Origin of the sequence: [Flexibacter] sp. ATCC 35208 (genome assembly GCF_001975825.1) — a bacterium.
Taxonomy (GTDB): domain Bacteria; phylum Bacteroidota; class Bacteroidia; order Chitinophagales; family Chitinophagaceae; genus Chitinophaga.
The window spans coordinates 64,776-82,777 of sequence record NZ_MTKN01000018.1 but is presented as its reverse complement, the minus strand read 5'-3'; the positions used below and the strand labels follow the sequence as shown (position 1 = coordinate 82,777).

Annotated in this window: 12 protein-coding genes; 2 read left to right on the top strand and 10 right to left on the bottom strand. The window is 46.0% G+C overall.

The annotated features are described in order from the left end of the window. Positions 1-34: 34 nt before the first annotated feature. The 4 genes from BW716_RS13355 to BW716_RS13340 form a co-directional block, all read right to left on the bottom strand. Positions 35-514: a nucleoside deaminase gene (locus tag BW716_RS13355; protein WP_083723065.1), complete on the bottom strand. Its 480-nt coding sequence runs from the start codon at positions 512-514 to the stop codon at positions 35-37. 298 nt (positions 515-812) lie between these two features. Next, on the bottom strand, positions 813-3,425 hold the full coding sequence (gene clpB, locus BW716_RS13350) for an ATP-dependent chaperone ClpB (RefSeq protein ID WP_083723064.1): 2,613 nt from the start codon (positions 3,423-3,425) through the stop codon (positions 813-815). A gap of 162 nt (positions 3,426-3,587) precedes the next feature. Next, entirely contained in the window at positions 3,588-5,495 is a 1,908-nt protein-coding gene (locus BW716_RS13345) for a DUF3857 and transglutaminase domain-containing protein (RefSeq protein ID WP_083723063.1), read from the bottom strand. Positions 5,496-5,498: 3 nt separating this feature from the next. Continuing rightward, positions 5,499-7,532, bottom strand: coding sequence for a DUF3857 domain-containing protein (locus BW716_RS13340; RefSeq protein WP_083723062.1), 2,034 nt, complete (start codon positions 7,530-7,532; stop codon positions 5,499-5,501). 102 nt (positions 7,533-7,634) lie between these two features. Between BW716_RS13340 and queG the strand changes: the two genes are divergently transcribed. Then, positions 7,635-8,561, top strand: a complete 927-nt coding sequence (gene queG / locus BW716_RS13335) for a tRNA epoxyqueuosine(34) reductase QueG (RefSeq protein WP_083723061.1) — start codon at positions 7,635-7,637, stop codon at positions 8,559-8,561. A gap of 380 nt (positions 8,562-8,941) precedes the next feature. After that, complete coding sequence (locus tag BW716_RS13330; protein ID WP_083723060.1) at positions 8,942-9,487, top strand: alpha/beta hydrolase; 546 nt, start codon at positions 8,942-8,944, stop codon at positions 9,485-9,487. 120 nt (positions 9,488-9,607) lie between these two features. Here the strand turns inward: BW716_RS13330 and araA are convergent, their stop codons facing one another. The 6 genes from araA to BW716_RS13300 all read right to left on the bottom strand — a co-directional run bounded on the left by araA (position 9,608) and on the right by BW716_RS13300 (position 17,724). Continuing rightward, positions 9,608-11,113 (bottom strand): L-arabinose isomerase, encoded by a 1,506-nt coding sequence (gene araA / locus BW716_RS13325; RefSeq protein ID WP_083723059.1) that lies wholly within the window; start codon positions 11,111-11,113, stop codon positions 9,608-9,610. Positions 11,114-11,454: 341 nt separating this feature from the next. After that, positions 11,455-12,159 carry an L-ribulose-5-phosphate 4-epimerase AraD gene (gene araD, locus BW716_RS13320; RefSeq protein ID WP_083723058.1) on the bottom strand — a complete coding sequence of 235 codons (705 nt, stop codon included), beginning with the start codon at positions 12,157-12,159 and terminating at the stop codon, positions 11,455-11,457. A 220-nt stretch (positions 12,160-12,379) separates the two neighbouring features. After that, positions 12,380-14,023 (bottom strand): ribulokinase, encoded by a 1,644-nt coding sequence (locus tag BW716_RS13315; protein WP_083723057.1) that lies wholly within the window; start codon positions 14,021-14,023, stop codon positions 12,380-12,382. Between the two features lie 144 nt (positions 14,024-14,167). After that, positions 14,168-14,872: an NUDIX domain-containing protein gene (locus BW716_RS13310; RefSeq protein ID WP_083723056.1), complete on the bottom strand. Its 705-nt coding sequence runs from the start codon at positions 14,870-14,872 to the stop codon at positions 14,168-14,170. A gap of 357 nt (positions 14,873-15,229) precedes the next feature. Then, positions 15,230-15,880: an HAD family phosphatase gene (locus BW716_RS13305; RefSeq protein WP_083723055.1), complete on the bottom strand. Its 651-nt coding sequence runs from the start codon at positions 15,878-15,880 to the stop codon at positions 15,230-15,232. Positions 15,881-16,143: 263 nt separating this feature from the next. Then, positions 16,144-17,724, bottom strand: a complete 1,581-nt coding sequence (locus BW716_RS13300) for a DUF5123 domain-containing protein (RefSeq protein WP_179091119.1) — start codon at positions 17,722-17,724, stop codon at positions 16,144-16,146. Positions 17,725-18,002 lie beyond the last annotated feature (278 nt).

Here is an 18,002-nt window from a genome sequence, read left to right as displayed (position 1 = left end):
TCGGTCATTTAATCGAAATGATTGGCAAACTTGCTTAATACAAGGTTTTGTCTCCCTTTGCCTGCCAATCCTGGAATACCTTTATCGCAGCAGCCGAAGGAAATGCAATAAACGGAATACGCTTGTCTTCGTGGGCTATTCCTATTTCATTGTAAATAAAAGAATCGTCGAAATCAATTGCAGCTGCATCTTCTTTTGTATTCGCAAAGTACACGCGTTGCGGGCGGGCCCAGTAAATAGCGCCAAGACACATAGGGCAGGGTTCGCAGGAAGTGTAAATTTCACAGTCGTGCAATTGGAAAGTGCCAAGACGCTCACAGGCATCCCGAATAGCACTTACTTCTGCATGGGCAGTGGGGTCGTTGGTACAGAGTACCTTGTTCCAGCCACGTCCTACTATTTCATCACCACGTACTACAATTGCACCAAATGGACCTCCGTCGCCATGCTCCATACCTTCGCGGGATAAATTTATCGCAATGGACATGAAGTGTTTTTCTCTTTCTCCTATCATAATATCAATATCATTTTAACCCAATTTACTGAAAAAAAACCAGCAAAAGTTTTTGCAGACAGCACACACTGCCCGCAAAAACTTTTGCATGCGCGCGTTTGAATTGAATACCGCGAAAAGCGCCCTGCAATTTAAACGCGCACACCTTTATATAATTCAAACGCTGGTAGCATTCAATAATAACCACATTTAATAATGGCTACACTCAATGATAACCACAAAAAACCCGGGCAAAGAATTGCCCGGGTATTCGTAACTGTATATCGTCGTATTTGAATAAACTTATAATCTCTTACACTTAAGCCGAAACCGTCACCTGATTCCTGATCACCACTACCCCATCAAACACATCTACCAGCACAGGCTTACTCTTATCAATATCTCCCGCCAGTATCTTCTTACTCAACAAATTGATAATCTCCTTCTGTATCAATCTCTTCAACGGCCTCGCACCAAACGTAGGGTCATAACCCTGCACCGCCAGGTACTCAAGTGCATAGTCAGAGAATTCCAATATCATGCCATTCTGTGCTACCATCTCTTTCAACTGCTGCAACTGAATGTTAATTATTCCCTTAATTTCACTTCTTAACAACGGCTGGAACATAATCACCTCATCCACACGGTTTAAGAACTCCGGCCTGATGGTCTGCTTTAACAAATTCATCACTTCCGCCTTTGTTCCATCTACCACACTCTCCCTGTTCCGCTCATCGATCTTCTCAAAATTCTCCTGGATAATATGACTACCCATATTGCTCGTCATGATGATAATAGTGTTCTTAAAGTTCACCACACGGCCCTTATTATCGGTCAACCGTCCATCATCCAGCACCTGCAACAGGATATTGAATACATCCGGATGCGCTTTCTCTATTTCATCCAGCAATACTACGGAATATGGCTTACGTCTCACCGCTTCGGTCAACTGACCTCCTTCATCATATCCCACATATCCCGGAGGCGCTCCTACCAGTCTGCTTACCGCATGTTTCTCCTGGTATTCACTCATATCTATCCGCGTCATCATGTTGTCATCGTCGAACAGGTATTCTGCCAGTGCCTTTGCCAACTCAGTCTTACCCACCCCGGTTGTACCCAGGAAGATAAAGGAACCGATCGGCTTCTTAGGATCCTGCAACCCTGCACGGCTACGACGAATGGCATCGGATACCGCGATAATCGCTTCTTCCTGTCCTACCACCCGTTTGTGCAATTCATCTTCCAGTTTCAGTAATTTATCCCTTTCACTCTGCATCATCCGGTGTACCGGAATACCCGTCGCTTTCGCCACATTTTCTGCTATATCTTCTGCATCTACTTCTTCCTTCAGCAAGCGCTTGTGGTCAGTAGACATTTCATTCAGCTCTGCGGTATATTTCTCAATCAGTTCTTCCTGCTCTTTCACTTTACCATAGCGGATCTCTGCCACACGTCCATATTCTCCGTTCCTTTCTGCCTGCTCTGCTTCCTGCTTCAGGTTTTCAATCGCAGCCTTTGCATTCTGCAGTTTGTCTACCACCTCTTTCTCTTCCTGCCACTTTGCCTTGAAAGTACTCCGCTGCTCACCCAGTCTGGCGATTTCACCATTCAGTTCCCGCAGTTTATCTTCATCATTCTCTCTCTTGATCGCTTCTCTCTCTATTTCCAGCTGACGGATCCTTCTTTCCAGTTCATCCAGCTCTTCCGGCATAGAGTTCATTTCCAGCCTTAATTTCGCCGCACTCTCATCGATCAGGTCAATTGCCTTATCAGGCAGGAAACGGTCTGTAATGTACCTGTGAGACAATTCTACGGCTGCAATGATCGCCTCATCCTTAATCAGTACATGGTGATGGCTTTCGTAACGCTCTTTCAAACCACGTAGAATGGAAATCGCATCTTCTACTCCAGGCTCATTGACCATTACCTTCTGGAAACGACGTTCCAGGGCCTTATCTTTTTCAAAATATTTCTGGTATTCATTCAGGGTGGTGGCACCTATTGCGCGCAATTCACCACGGGCCAAAGCTGGTTTCAGGATGTTCGCTGCGTCCATTGCACCTTCCATCGCACCGGCACCTACCAGGGTATGGATCTCATCGATAAAGAGGATCAGCTGTCCATCGCTCTCAGTTACTTCCTTGATCACCGCTTTCAGCCTTTCTTCGAATTCACCCCTGTATTTGGCACCTGCCATCAGGCTACCCATATCCAGTGCATAGATGATCTTTGACTTCAGGTTGTCTGGCACGTCACCATTGATAATACGGTGTGCCAGCCCTTCTACGATCGCAGTTTTACCTACACCCGGTTCACCTACTAAGATCGGGTTGTTTTTAGACCTGCGTGACAGGATGTGCAGGGTACGCCTGATCTCCTCGTCACGACCAATCACAGGATCCAGTTTCCCGGCCTGTGCAAGTTCGTTCAGGTTCTTCGCATATTTCTGCAACGAGTTAAACTGGGTATCAGCAGTCTGTGAATTGACAGTACTTCCTTTTCTCAGTTCGGTGATCGCAGCTTTCAGTCCTTTCTCGGTCAGGCCTGCATCTTTCAGCACCTTGGCAGTCTCATCGCTGCCACCCAGCAGTCCGAGCAACAGGTGCTCTACGCTTACAAACTCGTCTTTAAATTCTTTGATGCTGGAACCCGCTCTCAGCATAGCATTATTTGCATCACGGCTTAGAACCTGTCCGGCATCGCCGCTTGCTTTTGCGTATTTATTAATCTGGTCGTCTACTTTAGACGCCAGGAAATTAGTATTGACATTGTTTTTCTTCAACAGGTAATCTATCGCACTATCCTCATCATTAAGCAATGCCTTCAGCAAATGCCCTGTTTCGATGGCCTGCTGCTGGTTATTAAACGCCAGCTGTTGGGCCTTTTGCAGTATTTCCTGCGATTTAATGGTGAAATTGTTCAAATTCATATCGTTATAATTTCTCCGGTTAGTGTTTTCATGCGTTTCACATGCAAAAAATATATATCAAAACCTGCTCCAAGTCTGCGAATGCGATATTTTGGCATAAAAAAATGCCCGGGACTGCTCTTTTAACAGCTTCCCGGGCATTCGACTGCTATTATTACAGGTTTACTGCTTCACAAGCACGATTTTCGCCCTGTCTACTTTGTAAACCGCATTATTAAACGCTGCAAAGTTTACCCACTCACTGGCTGGAAAAACTCCCGCCTTATGGCAGTAACTCCGGATATAGATGACCTGGTTGTCTTTTACCTGTATGTTAGAAGTATACTCCCCAAAGTTACTCTTCAGGATCACAGGCTGCGGCACTGACTCTGATGTATAGCCTGCCGGAATATTAATCACAACAGTATCTACCTTTTTATAAGGAGAATAGACATTTACTGTTGAAACCCTGGGCTCCGTTGTTTCCAGTTTTGAACCTGCCTTGCTCAGTAAATTTGGCTCCAGGAACATCCGCTTCCCACTCACTGTTGCATAGTTATGTGCATTGATTTCCATCTCTTCGTCCATCGCGGGCACTAATCCCGCTATTTCTTTCGCCTCGTATTTATTTACATCATAGCTGGGCATCAGGTGATCTTCCCGTAACTTCTCCATAATTTTGTCATGAGAAAGGGCATGATTCATGCCATGCGCATAGTCTTGTTGCAACGCAGTAGAATGCGTATTGATTTTCACCAGCATATCGCCCGTCTCTGAAACTGTCGCTGTAATACGACGGACTTTCAAATTCTGATCCATGGTATATGCCGGGGTGCGTACCAGTTTGCTCCCCTGGTCTGCAATCACCAGCACCGGCCTGTTGGCCGTAAAACTACTCAGGTAACCCGCAGGCAGCGTACTGTTTGTACATTCCAGCCAGGTGGTATCACCATTGCAGGGTACGCAGGCGATCACATGGTTAAACTGGGTAGACGGGAAATCCTCAACCAGTTCTAAATTCGTATCACCTGACCGCACCAGCACAGAATTGGCCGGTATACCCGCTTCCTTCAGCAGCGCTACCATGTAATTGGACAAAGCTTTACAATCGCCATATCCTTTTGCTGCCACAAAATTGGCATCAAACGTCTGCCAGCCACCTATACCCAGTACAATCAGGATATAACGGGTATGCTGCTGTAAATAGCGATAAAGGATATCTATCTTCTCCTTCTGAGACTTGCCATCTGTCAGTTCATGCACCGTCTGCTTTATATGATCAGGCAGTACATCGCGACCCTGGTTGAGGGTATAAAAAAAGTGCCCCAGTTCTTCCCAGCTATCCATATTGCCTTTAAAATCCTGCAATTCAAAGTTGGAAGGCGCCAGCATTACCGTGGTCGTTCTATCATAAGGTTCCGGAATATAATCTTCTTCCGGCAGTGCTACCATACCTTTTACTTCCCAGGTGTAGTTCAGGTTTTCCTTCCCATTTGCCACTACTGGCTCCCCATTATAATGGAAGGACTTAAAGCGCAGTTTATAACCGGCAGGTACGCTTACTGTCAGTTTCGCCTGTTCTACCGCATAGTTTTCAGCTTCCTGTGGCGTCCAGGCAGGCAGGTAAAAGGCATGGTTGTATTTTACCTCTGTCTCTACATCTATCGTATAAGGATATACTTTATAACCAAAGCCGAAGATCTTATAACGGGTATCCGACATCAATGCCTCATCGCCTACCCCGCTCACATCAGAGAGATCACTTTGCCTGAACCTATATACCTCCACCCCTTCTGCACTTAACAGGCGGCCTTTGATAGACCGCACATCTCTTAACTTATTATAATACTCGTAGACGCTGGCGTATTTATCGCCTTTGGCATCCAGTATAGTCAATACATAATGCCTGGTCACACGTACTTCACCAGGATTAACCAACCGTACCGTGACTTCTTCCATGCGCTTTACTACATGGGCTTTTTCTTTCAGGTTCGCGGGTATAGCGGATGCCGGATACTCCGGATCTTTTGCCTGCGATGTTAACAGGTATCCCATGAATAACAGGGCCAGTCCGATTGATTTGTTAATCATGGGTTATGCTTTCTTTTTCAGTACAATTTGTTCAGATTGTTTTTTCACAATCAAATCGAAGAAGTCACGCAGGGTGGAATAATCATCCGGCGTAAATGTCGCTTTATTCAATTGAACCCTGCAGCGGAATTGAATGGTATTTTCATTTTTCTGTATCAGGTACTGGAACTGGCCTTCATCTTCATTCAGTTTTACCATGGTTGATTTTGGCAGCTCTTCTATTACATAGCCTTCAGGTACGATCAGGTTCAGCGTATACACCTCGTCCATCAGGTACGGCATTTCCACAGGGTAACGACGCTCCAGTGATTTAAACGGATTACTTTTATAAGCTTCCATCAGCATCGGGTTCAGATACAACATACCCGCATCGTCCGGGGTCATTTCAAAATCATACTTTACCGATAATGGCACTTCGTAATCATCCATGTCACTGATCTCTGCATTGGATATGGTAGTTTCCATAGAGAAGTTTTTAGCAATCGGCTTAAAGTACGCATCCTTGCCATTCTTCACGATATCTGCTCTCATTTTGCAGGACTCATAGTAAGTCGGCTTCTGGGAAAAAGAGCCTTTGATCTTACCACTATCGCCCACCAGCGTCACATAAGTGCTCTTGGCTTCCAACAGGGTATTGGGATCCAGTGAAACCGGGATGACTTCAGGAGACATAATTCTTGCATGCCCGTTATAGCAGGTATAATCCAGATGGCCAAAGCCCAGGTAAGGCTCGGAAGCATCCAGGAAATACCACTCCTCACCGGTATTCAGGGCCGCAATCGTATAATTGAAACGGCCTACCATTGGGTACATTTCATAAGTAACACCATTGTCGCGGGTGCTCAATATGAGGGGATACACGTTCAGACCCGCTCTGCGCAACATAGCTACCAGCAACAGGTTGATGTCGGCATCATTCCCGCTGTGAGAGGAATAAATGGCTTTTAATGATTGGGACAAATACAGGTCGTCGTGACTGGTGCAGGTAAAATTACTTCTTACATAATTATAAATGCGGCGAGCTTTGGCTGTATCATCGGTAAGCCCTTTGATCAGCTCATCTACTTTATCACCCAGGAAACCGTTGTTTTTGTCCAGACCATCGCCAAAGTATTCAGACTTCTTCAGCTCCTCATACAGTTTACCCCAGGTACCCAGTACCGGTTTTACAGGTTGATCCGGATACCTGTAGGCAGAAAGCTGGAACTGGATCATAGATACGTGGTTCCAGATACTGGTAGTGAATTCCTCTTCACGCAGTGCAGGCACATTCTCCGCCTCCCATTTATAGATATTGGTAACGGAGTTGATGGTGTAATACTGGGTATGACCTGTTTTACCGCCATAAGCGTTCTCTTCATCATAAGCGATGGTAAGGGACTGATGCCCCTGCGACTTATTTTCCTTAACAGGGATATAACCAGATCGCAGGAAGATGTATTCGTAAAACTCCGGCACTGTTACCTCATACCTGTTATAGATCGTAGGGTAATTGGTGCTCTGGAACTGCCAGGGGTGCAGGCGCATCTTATAAGGAGTGGCGAGGGTGTAAGTGTATTCAATGATACTGCCTTCTTTTACAGCAGGCAACGTGAACTTCTGCACGACATCGCCTTTTTTGTCAATTTTATCTGTGAAGATGCTTTTGCTGTCCATCTTCGTTTCTACCACCTTTGTCCCTTCCAGGTTATAGGTAGTCGCTTTGATGTCTTTGAGTTTGTTTTCGTCTGTTTCTCCTTTGTAATAATGGATCTTTACAGTGGCGGCATCATAACCGTTTTTGTCCAGAATGCGGATACGGGTGTGACGTTTAAATACCAATACCAGGCCATTGACCCTTTCTGATTCGAACGAAGCTTCGCCGATATCAGAGATAATCACCGCATGGGCACCGGTATCCTGCTCAAAACCAGTTTTGCTGAAATCTTTTGGATCAACTTTCCCAAATTTAATTTTGTCCTGGGAAAACACATTCAATGACAATACAATGCCCATAAACAGGGCAAAGGGGAACATTCCGACTTGTTGTGGTCGCATACTCGAAGTAACTAAGGTAATAGGATTGATTTACGTAAATGAAGATATGCAAAAAGTAGGTTTTCCATAAAAAATTTCATTTTTCTTTACCTTGCAGGTCACATGCAATTGGCAGAGACACATACAGCATTTATAAAAGCGCAGGCAGCGGATCTGGGATTTGATCACTGTGGAATAGCCCGTGCCGTACAGCTGGATGACGATGCCCGAAGACTGGAAACGTGGCTGAACAAGGGTATGCATGGAAATATGAAGTACATGGAGAATCATTTTGACAAGCGGATTGACCCCAGGAAACTGGTGGATAACGCCCGGTCGGTGATTACGCTATTATTAAACTACTACCCCTCGGAACAGCAGGTGCCCGATGCCCCCCGGATCTCCAAATATGCTTATGGAAAAGATTACCATGAGGTGATCAAAGCGAAACTGAATACCTTGCTGGCCAGGATGCAGGAGACCATGGGCGAAGTGAGCGGACGGGGATTTGTCGATTCGGCACCGGTATTGGAAAGGGCCTGGGCGCAAAAGAGTGGGTTGGGATGGCTCGGTAAAAACGGGAATCTCATCCACAAGCAGGCAGGGTCGTTCTTTTTTATTGCTACACTCATTACGGATGTGGAGCTGGTATACGATAATCCTGTAGGAGATTATTGCGGGTCCTGTACCAAATGCCTGGATGCCTGCCCTACAGGGGCGCTGGTAGCACCGGGCGTGGTAGATGGTAGCAGGTGCATCTCTTATTATACCATAGAACTGAAGGAATTGCTGATTCCTGAAAAGATGCAGGGGCAATTTGATAACTGGATGTTTGGGTGTGATACCTGTCAGGATGTATGCCCCTGGAACAGGTTTTCAAAACCGAATCAAACGGCAGAGTTTACGCCTATACCTGAAATACTGAATTTTTCCACAAAGGATTGGGAGGAGCTAACGGAGGAAGAGTTTAGAAGGATTTTTAAACATTCACCCATGAAACGATCGAAATACGCCGGCATCAGGAGGAATCTGAACTTTTTGGAATTTTGAGGAATTTACTAATGCTGGCAGCAGAAGGAATCTGAACTTTGGGAATACTAAAGAGTTCACTAATGCTGGCAGCAGAAGGAATCTGAACTTTTTGGAATACTAAAGAGTTCACTAATGCTGGCAGCAGAAGGAATCTGAACTTTTTGGGAATACTAAAGAGTTCACTAACGCTGGCAGCAGAAGGAATCTGAACTTTGGGAATACTAAAGAGTTCACTAACGAAGTCTTCTAAATTTCCTGAAATTTTAAAACATTCACCCGGCCCACAGGCCAATCCCCCATTTATTTTAACGTTATTTTATCTTTTCTTTTCCGTAAATTGTATGACTTGCCAACAAACTTACTCTATCGGGGGTTACTAAAAAGAGTCTTATTTTATTATGGAAGAAGTACAGGTTTTAACTGCTCCGGGATTGTACGGATCGGGGCCGCAACACTGGCAGACAATATGGGAAAACCTGCCGGGTGTAAAGAGAATAGAACAGAACAACTGGGATCAACCCGAACTAAACGACTGGATCAACAGCATAGAAGATGCGGTATCCAAAGCAGGTCCTGATGTAGTGATCGCAGCACATTCCCTGGGATGCCTCGCCCTTGCCCACTGGGCACAGCACACAAAATTGAAGATCCGCGGCGCGCTGCTGGTGGCTCCACCAGATGCTGACCGAACGGGATTTCCAACAGTAGCGAAAAGCTTTGCGCCTACGCCGTTACAGCCATTACCTTTCAGGAGCATTGTGGTTTCGAGTACCAATGATGAATATGCTAGCCTGCAACGGGCAAAGACATTTGCGAGTGCATGGGGAAGCAGGTTTGTGAATGTAGGGGAAGCGGGCCATATTAATGCGGAGAGTAATTTAGGGGAATGGGAAAATGGGCAGACGTTGGTGGAGGAGTTAGTGAGGAATTGGGAAACGCTGTAAAGTTTAAATGCAGACTAATACAGGCAAATCACTAAAACCATCAAATTATTTAAAAAATGAAAGGCTGGAAGATTCCAGCCTTTGTTATTCCACGTCATCTATGGCGTTATGCCAATTCTTTTATCGCTGACCTTTTAACAGGTAGATAGCTTCATTCCATCTCAGCTCATTCCTGAACTGGTATAAATCAGTGCCCTTACCAATCTTCACATACTCGATACCCGCCATGTCGGCAAAGTCCTGCATATGTGCACTACCCAGGTTCTGGCTATATACGGTATGGTGTGCGCCACCAGCCTGAATCCATGCGGCACAACCTGTACGCATATCTGGCAGTGGTTTCCACAACACTCTCGCTACCGGCAGTTTAGGCAGGTCCTGTACAGGTTTCACGGCTTCCACTTCATTTACCAGCAAACGGAAACGGTTGCCCATATCAATCAAAGATGCATTGATGGCAGGTCCCGCGTCTACATTGAATACCAGTCTTACAGGATCGGCTTTGCCGCCGATACCCAGTGGATGGATTTCGCAGCTTGGCTTACCATCTGCAATAGAGGAACAGATTTCGAGCATATGTGCGCCCAGTACGAGCCTGTTAGCCGGATCGAAATGGTAAGTATAGTCTTCCATGAAGGAGTTACCACCAGGCAGTCCACTACCCATTACTTTCGCCGCTCTTACCAGTGCAGAAGTTTTCCAGTCGCCTTCACCGCCAAAACCGTAACCATCTGCCATCAGGCGCTGTACAGCGATACCTGGCAGTTGTTCCATACCATGGAGGTCCTGGAAAGTATCTGTAAATCCTTTGAAGTTTCCATCTTCCAGGAATGCACGCAGCCCTAGTTCGATCTTAGCAGCTGTACGCAGAGAAGCATGTTGTGCACCACCTTTTACAAGGGTAGCACCCAGTTTATATACATCTGCATATTCAGCCACCAGCTTGTCGATGCTGGCGTCGGAAACCTGGTTCACGAAAGCCACCACATCGCCGATACCATAACCATTTACGGAATAACCGAACTGTAACTCAGCTTCCACCTTGTCACCTTCAGTAACCGCTACTTCGCGCATGTTATCGCCGATACGGGCAAATTTTGCACCCTGCCAGTCGAACCAACCTGCGGCTGCTCTGAGCCAGGTATTCAGTTCGCCGATCACATCAGGATCCTGCCAGTGGCCACATACCACTTTGCGCTCGATGCGCATGCGTGACATCATAAAACCAAACTCTCTGTCACCATGAGCTGACTGGTTCAGGTTCATGAAGTCCATATCGATCTCACCCCATGGAATATCCCTGTTGAACTGGGTATGGAGGTGTAATAAAGGACGTTGTAATATTTTCAGCCCCCTGATCCACATTTTGGCAGGAGAGAATGTATGCATCCAGGCAATCACACCGATACAGTTTTTTGCGGCATTGGCTTCCTGGCAAATGGCATAGATCTCTTCGGGGGTTTTTACAGTAGGCTTGAATACGATCTTAACGGGAATGTTCGGATCGGCGTCCAGGGAGGCAGCGATGGTTTGTGCATGCGCAGCTACCTGCTGCAGGGTCTCTTCTCCATAAAGGTGCTGGCTACCGGTCACGAACCAGGCTTCAAGTTGCTTCAACTGTATCATATGCTATTGAATTTTTTTGTGATTAGTATTTATGGTTGTCCGTTTACGGAAATTGGATGATAGGTTTCGTATCGGATTACAGCTATCTTTTTACTGCTTAACGATTACAGGTTTCGAATTACAGTTACCGGATTTTCATTTACCGGTTACCTTTATCGAATTCCTGTTTTCTGATGACTAGTATCGGATTACAGCTATCTTTTTACTGCTTAACGATTACAGGTTTCGAATTACAGTTATCGGATTTTCATTTACCGGTTACCTTTATCGAATTCCTGTTTTCTGATGACTAGTATCGGATTACAGCTATCTCATTACTGTTTACCGATTACAGCCTTCCGTTACTGTTGCCCGTAATAAGAATCCGGACCATGTTTCCGCTCAAAATGTTTTTTAATCAAAGAGTCCTTCAGGCGGGGGCATGAAGGGCGGATGGTTTCCGTGAGATAAGCCATTCTCGCTACTTCTTCCAGCACGGCGGCGTTGTACACTGCTTTGTCTGCTGTTTTTCCCCAGGTAAAAGGGGCATGATTGCCTACCAGGATCATTTCAATCTCTTCGTAACTGAGGTTACGCTCATTCAAACAGTTCATGATCTGGAAGCCGGTCTCATGCTCATAGTTACCCTTGATCATATCATCGTGCATGGGTGGTGCACAAGGCACATCGCTGGTCAGATGATCTGCATGGGTCGTGCCATAGATCGGGATATCCCTTTGTGCCTGTGCCCAGGCAGTAGCGTAGGTAGAATGCGTATGCACAATACCGCCAATGTGGGCCCAGTGCTTGTAGAGCACTGCATGGGTTTTGGTATCTGACGATGGCCGTCCATTGTTCGTAACATTGTTTGCATCGAAATCGACAATCACCATTTTCTCTGGCGAGAGCAGGTTGTAAGGCACGCCGCTGGGTTTGATGGCAAATACCCCGGCTTTGTGGTCGGCTACGCTGACGTTGCCAAAGGTGAAGAGGACCAGCCCTAAAGCGGGCAGTTGCATGTTAGCGTGGTAAGCCTGCTCCTGAAGTTCCTTGTATGGATGGCTCATTTATATAATTTTTCAGTGAACGCTCCTGTTTACTTGAATTTTTTGATAGGACGCATTTAATCAGCTTTTCTGTAAATGCGCCTATTCCCCTGAATTCCCTGAATTGACTCACTTAAACAGTTTTTCTGTAAATGCACCTATTCCCCTGAATTTCCTGAATTGGCTCACTTAAACAGCTTTTCTGTAAATGCGCCTATTTCCCTGAATTCCCTGAATTGGCTCACTTAAACAGTTTTTCTGTAAATGCGCCTATTTCCTTAAACTTCTCATACCTATTGGCATAATAAGACACATTTTGCTCCCTTGGGAACCAGGTAGTTTCAAAACCAGAGGTCATGGCAGCCTGCGCAGCATCAATATCAGGGTGAACACCCGCTACCACAGCGGCAAACATGGCCGCACCCAGTGCACAGGCATTTTCGCTGTTTACAATGCGGATAGGTCTGTTCATCACATCGGCCAGTACCTGCATGGCATAACCTGATTTTTTAGCCACACCACCCAGTGCAATCACTTCCTGAATAGGAATGCCTTCCTGAACAAAGCGGTCCGCAATGGCTTTGGCACCAAAGGCCGCCGCTTCTACGAGCGTTTTGAAAAGTTGCACCGCATCGGTACCCAGGTGTAAACCAGTAATAGTGCTCTTGACAGTATGATTAGCATCAGGTGTACGACGGCCGTTGAACCAGTCCATGGCTATCGGGTCGTTGTCACGCAATGGGAGTTGTTCTGCTTTTTTTGACAGGTAAGCAAGGAGTTTGCCTTCCACTTCCGCCAGTTTATCTTTTTCTTCCGGCATGAGGTCGTATAATGGTCCCATGATCAGTTTACGAAGCCATGCAAAGATGTCGCCGTAAGCAGACTGGCCTGCTTCCAAACCAAGCATATCGGGCACCACAGAGCCGTCTACCTGACCGCAGATACCTTTTACCAGTTTGTCGCTGGTTTCTTCCAGCGGAGCGATGAGGATATCGCAGGTGCTGGTGCCGATCACTTTACAGAGGGAGTATGGACGGATACCGCCACCTACCGCACCCATGTGGGCATCGAAGGCGCCGGTGCCGATCACAACATCAGCAGGCAGCCCTAATTTTTCTGCCCATTCAGCGGTGATGGTACCTGCAGGTACAGTGGCATCCACTGTATCGGTGTACATCTGATCGTATTTATCGAGAACAGGGTTCAGTTTGGAAAGGAAGTCATTTGGCGGCAATCCTTTCCAGGAAGCGTGCCACATGGCTTTGTGACCTGCGGCACAACGGCTGCGAAGCAGGGTATCGACACTTTTGTTGCCGGTGAGTACGGCCGGGATCCAGTCGCAATGTTCTACCCAGGCAGCGGCTGCTGCTTCGATGGCAGGATCTTCGGTTACGACATGGAGTATTTTGGCCCAGAACCATTCGCTGCTGTATATGCCACCGCTGTAAGCAGTATAATCTTTGCCATTGCTATGGGAGATGTCATTAATCAGAGCCGCTTCCGAGTTGGCAGTATGATCTTTCCAGAGAACGAACATGGCGTTGGGGTTTTCTTCAAAACCGGGCAACAGGGCCAGGGGCGTACCTTGTTCGTTGACAGGGCCGGGGGTGGAACCGGTGGTATCGACGGCGATGCCTTTCACCATGGCGGCGGTGCCAGCCGGGCATTGTTTCAGCGCGTCTTTAATACTGTTTTCCAGCCCTTCCAGGTAATCTTTAGGGTGCTGGCGGTATTGCTGGATGGCGGGGTCACAGAAGAGCCCCTTTTTCCAGCGAGGATAAAAATACACGGCACTACCGGCTTCCTGACCGGTCTGCGTATCTACAACAAGGGAGCGGACTGAGTCGGTGCCGAAGTCGACACCTATAACATATGAATGTTCCATAACGATCGGCCCTTTCCAACAACCTAAGGCGGCGGAAAGTTGTTTTAAAATGAAAAATAAATAATGCCTTTATTGTCAGTTTGACATTTATAAAACGTGGTAAAAAAAGACGATATGAGGGAGACCCATATCTATCATTTTTTATTATTTAAGATTACCCGGATCGGAAACGAAGTTGAGGAAGGCGTGGAATTTGGCGCTGTATTTTCTTTTATCCAGCTTGTAATAGAATGCTCCCCTTTTGGAAGTAGCCCTCTCTTTTTCTTTTTGTTTGATCAGTAAACCCGTGGACAATACTTTACGGCTGAAGTTCCTTTTGTCAAAGCCGGATTCGTATACGGCTTCGAAGAGGATTTGCAGCTGTGGGATGGTAAATTTGGCTGGCAACAGTTCGAACAGCAGCGGGTGAATAGCTGCTTTGTAACGTAAGCGTGCCAGTGCTTCAGATACCATCTGTGCATGGTCAAAAATCAGTTTTGGCGCCTCTTTGAGAGGGAACCATTCTGCCTTGTACTCATCGCTCAGCTGTTGTTTGTACTGATTGATGTCGATCAGGGCATAATAAGCTACAGACAAGGTTCGCTCCACCGGATCGCGGTTAGGGCCACCATAGGCATTGAGCTGCTCCATGAAGACGCCATCCAGTCCTGTCAGTTTGGTCAGTGTACGGGTGGCTGCCTCTTCGAGGCCTTCGTCCGCCTGCACAAAACCGCCCATCAGGCTCCATTTTCCTTTCTCCGGTTCAAATCCACGCTTGATAAGCAAGAGCTTAAGATCCTGTCCGTCAAAACCGAAAATTATACAGTCTACTGCTATCAGCATCCGGGTTTGCCGGGAATAACGTGTCATACTTTCCTGGTGTTTAATTCTGCTAATATAAAACTCCCCGTTGATATTCCCAGCATTTAGTGATATTGATAGCTATAATATGAATGCAATATAAAAAATTAAATGTCATTTTTACAATTATTTATCCCGCCTTTTTTAATATTTCTTTTTTAGCAGCCCGCAGGGGATTGCGCCAAAACAGAAAGCTTTTACTGTAGGCAAAAGCTTTCTGTTTTGGGAGGGGATTTTATGGAAAAAGAAATTCTGTTTATAGCTATGAAGGGGATAGTACCTCTTTATAGATCTGAAGGGGATAGTTACATTTGTAGATTTGAAGGGGAGAGTTCTATTTATAGCTATGAAGAAGATAGTCTCCCTTTATAGCTCCGAAGGGGATAGTTCCGTATAGTCGCTTATAAAACGAATAATATTGTTATAAGCTGCAAACTCCTCTTTAGTATGCATAGTAGTGATCACCACCGCTTTCATACCTGCATTCTGCGCGGCTTCTACACCTTTAGGTGCATCTTCAAACACGATGCAGTCTTCGGGTCTTACCCCCATCTTTTCAGCCGCCTTCAGGAAAGTTTCCGGATGAGGCTTGCTGTCTACCACGTCATCGGCGGTTATAATTGTCTTGAAATAGGATCTCAGGTGCAGATTATCAATTGTAAAATCTACATTGAATGGGATCGCGGCGGTGCCGATACCCATTGGGATGCCCAGTTCACGCGACTGATCCAGAAATTGCTGTAATCCGGCAATCAGGCCAAGGTGAGGGCGGTAAGCTTCCTGGTAACGGCGCTCTTTTTCGAGGGCCAGTTGGTCCATTTGTTCGTTTGTGAATTTGCCTTTGCCAAAGATACGGATCAGGACTTCCTGGTTTTTGCCATACATTTCCTTTTTTACTGCTTCGCGGCTGAGGTTTGCACCAAGGTCGTCGTTGAGGATATTAAACCAGCCATGTACATGATACTCCATATCATCTATCATAGTGCCGTTCATGTCGAAGATAAATGCCCGTTTCATAGTCGTTGTGCTTTGGGGCAAAGGTAGAAAAATAAAAGCGGGGATTTGATGGTTGTCCTCCGGACAATCATCAAATCCCCGCGGGCCGGAGGGTAAGGCCATCCCCAGGATGGCCTTACCCTCTGGAAGAATGAGCATACCCTCTTGGAAGATGAGTACACCCTCCGGGAGAATGTGCATACCTCCCAAGAAGATGGCCTTACCCTCCGGGAGAATGAGCAGACCCTCCGGCGGGCAGTACAACCCGGATATTAAATTTCGATCTACCACCACCGCGGGTCTCCCGCGGAACTCTTCCCTGCAAAACCACTGTCCTTAATAGTAAAATTCCCATTCGCCGGATCCATCCACAGATCTGTCACCGTACCTGCATACACCGTCAATCCCACAATCGCATTTCCACTCACCACATAATCCGATGTGTTGAAACTACTACTTACATTAATCAACGTGGCAGCATTCGCCCGGATCCCACGTACACTCGTACTTCCTCCGTTATTCCGCCCGACACCGATGATACAACTCTTCAGACTGATACCCGCAGTGATATTGTTGGTCGCTGACTGACTATAATCCACCAGGTAAGCCGATCCCCCACCCTGCGGCGCCTCATTAAAGGTGCAATTACTCAGTACCACTGAATTGGAATTCTGTTTACTGGTCACCACTTTTTCCAGCTTATATAATGTACTGTTCTGTATTGTGATATTCTGTATCGCACAAGCCACATTATCACAATTCACCACTCCATAATTCGAAATACTGTCTACCACACAATTATTCACCACAAAGTCACCCACCTTTGTACCACCGGTAGCAGAAGTTTGTAACCTTACCACACCACGGAATATTTCTACATGACAATCTTCAAAAAGGATCTTACCAATGGTTGCTACATTGCTGGCATTGATCACGTACCTGCTGGCATAGTCATTACTCCGTAAAGTCAATCCCCTGAATACAACAGAGTCGATCACACTCCCCGCCGTCACATTGAAGTTGTTGGTGAAATAGATCAATGGTAACTGTGTATTGAAGCTGTTCTCACTCACGAATGATACGGCTTTGCCCAGTTCCATCGCAATATCGATATTATACGTCTCCCCTCTTTTCAGGATGATAATACTCCCCGCTCCCACTTTCGGTAAGGTATCTTCCAGGATACCCGGCACGCCTGTGATACCTGTCAGGTCTATCACATTCGGTCCGGTCGCCACACCGGCTTTGGTCGTAAAGGTCAGTATCCCCTTACTCACTTCTTCTTTAAAGATCTCTACTATATAGGTTGTCAGTGGTTGCAGACTATCTACCTGCAATTTGCCCGCAATACTCTGTTCTTCCGACAATCCAATTGTTCTGGAAACACCGCCAGTTGTGAAGACCAGCTTCGTCAACCCCTGTGTCGATTTCCATAACAGAATGACAGATTTATCGATAAGATTACTATCTGCCAATGGTAGCAACAACTGCTCACCTGTAATGGAGAAACTTTTACTATACACCCAATTGGATGCACTGGCCGTATCTTTGCCATTCGTTCTTACACGGGCATAATACTTTTTACGTACTTCCAGGTATTGATCTGAAATCCTGATTCCAGTGGTATCTGTTGCAAAACTATGCGCCGTGGTCGCAAAAGTAGAATCCTGTGAAACCTCGACTGCATATGTCACTGCCGTACCGGAAGTGAACAATGCCGCTTTCCATGTGAGTGTAGCCAGCGTATCTGCCGTACTGATAGAGATATCACCCGATGGCATAAATTGCCTGGACAGACTGAGTTCATCTTCTTTTTTCTTACAGGCCAACAGGCTGATGAACAGAAAAAATATTACATAACGCATATAAGTCATTTTAATAGCCTTGATTTTGTACCCGCTTGTATTTATTGTTCAAAGCATCTACAAAAATTGGTAGCCCTGATTTTGTACCCGCTTGCTGTTTTTGTTCAAAGCATCTACAAAAATTAGTAGCCCTGATTTTTGTACCTGCTTGTTATTGCTATTCAAAGCATCAACAAAAACTAATAACCTTGATTTTGTACCAGCTTGTAATTACTATTCAAAGCATCAATAAAAATTAATAACCTTGATTTTGTACCAGCTTGTAATTGCTATTCAAA

Excerpts from the sequence above, each read along its gene's own strand:
- BW716_RS13355 (WP_083723065.1), bottom strand. The coding sequence starts at position 514 with ATGATAGGAGAAAGAGAAAAACACTTCATGTCCATTGCGATAAATTTA.
- clpB (WP_083723064.1), bottom strand. The coding sequence starts at position 3,425 with ATGAATTTGAACAATTTCACCATTAAATCGCAGGAAATACTGCAAAAG.
- BW716_RS13345 (WP_083723063.1), bottom strand. The coding sequence starts at position 5,495 with ATGATTAACAAATCAATCGGACTGGCCCTGTTATTCATGGGATACCTG.
- BW716_RS13340 (WP_083723062.1), bottom strand. The coding sequence starts at position 7,532 with ATGCGACCACAACAAGTCGGAATGTTCCCCTTTGCCCTGTTTATGGGC.
- queG (WP_083723061.1), top strand. The coding sequence starts at position 7,635 with ATGCAATTGGCAGAGACACATACAGCATTTATAAAAGCGCAGGCAGCG.
- BW716_RS13330 (WP_083723060.1), top strand. The coding sequence starts at position 8,942 with ATGGAAGAAGTACAGGTTTTAACTGCTCCGGGATTGTACGGATCGGGG.
- araA (WP_083723059.1), bottom strand. The coding sequence starts at position 11,113 with ATGATACAGTTGAAGCAACTTGAAGCCTGGTTCGTGACCGGTAGCCAG.
- araD (WP_083723058.1), bottom strand. The coding sequence starts at position 12,159 with ATGAGCCATCCATACAAGGAACTTCAGGAGCAGGCTTACCACGCTAAC.
- BW716_RS13315 (WP_083723057.1), bottom strand. The coding sequence starts at position 14,023 with ATGGAACATTCATATGTTATAGGTGTCGACTTCGGCACCGACTCAGTC.
- BW716_RS13310 (WP_083723056.1), bottom strand. The coding sequence starts at position 14,872 with ATGACACGTTATTCCCGGCAAACCCGGATGCTGATAGCAGTAGACTGT.
- BW716_RS13305 (WP_083723055.1), bottom strand. The coding sequence starts at position 15,880 with ATGAAACGGGCATTTATCTTCGACATGAACGGCACTATGATAGATGAT.
- BW716_RS13300 (WP_179091119.1), bottom strand. The coding sequence starts at position 17,724 with ATGCGTTATGTAATATTTTTTCTGTTCATCAGCCTGTTGGCCTGTAAG.